Source organism: Microbacterium thalli, from assembly GCF_028737325.1.
Classification (GTDB): domain Bacteria; phylum Actinomycetota; class Actinomycetes; order Actinomycetales; family Microbacteriaceae; genus Microbacterium; species Microbacterium thalli.
Genome location: NZ_JAQZCH010000009.1, coordinates 1 through 650, shown reverse-complemented (window position 1 = coordinate 650; position 650 = coordinate 1). Strand labels below are relative to the sequence as shown.

General features: G+C 49.2%; 1 protein-coding gene. It reads left to right on the top strand.

Annotated features, from left to right (window positions below; translation table 11 throughout):
- On the top strand, positions 1-552 hold a 552-nt coding region (locus tag PUW82_RS15150), incomplete at its 5' end, for a methionine adenosyltransferase domain-containing protein (protein ID WP_274223129.1).
- Positions 553-650: the final 98 nt, after the last annotated feature.

Genomic DNA, 650 nt, shown 5'->3' with positions numbered 1-650 from the left:
GTGCCCAAGGAGCATGTGATCAAGCCGGTGATCCCGGAGAAGTACCTTGATGAGAAGACCATTTTCCACTTGAACCCCTCTGGCCGTTTTGTCATTGGAGGTCCTCACGGTGATGCTGGTCTCACCGGCCGCAAGATCATCATCGACACCTATGGAGGATGGGGTGCACATGGTGGTGGTGCCTTCTCTGGGAAGGATCCTACCAAGGTTGATAGGAGTGGTGCCTACATTGTGAGGCAAGCTGCAAAGAGCATTGTTGCAAATGGACTTGCTAGGAGGGCAATTGTGCAAGTTTCCTATGCCATTGGTGTGCCTGAGCCCTTGTCTGTGTTTGTTGACACTTATGGCACTGGGAAGATCCCTGACAAGGAAATCCTCAGCATTGTGAAGGAGAGTTTTGACTTCAGGCCTGGCATGATCTCCATCAACCTTGATCTCAAGAGGGGTGGAAATGGCAGGTTCTTGAAGACTGCTGCATATGGACACTTTGGCAGAGATGACCCTGACTTCACATGGGAAGTGGTCAAACCCCTCAAGTGGGAGAAGGCCTAAGTAATTCATTCCACTGCTCTATGCTGGAAGTTTTTTGAGCGTTGCCCTTATAATATGTCTAATATCCATAACTTTCCACGTCTCTTACTCTGTGTGTT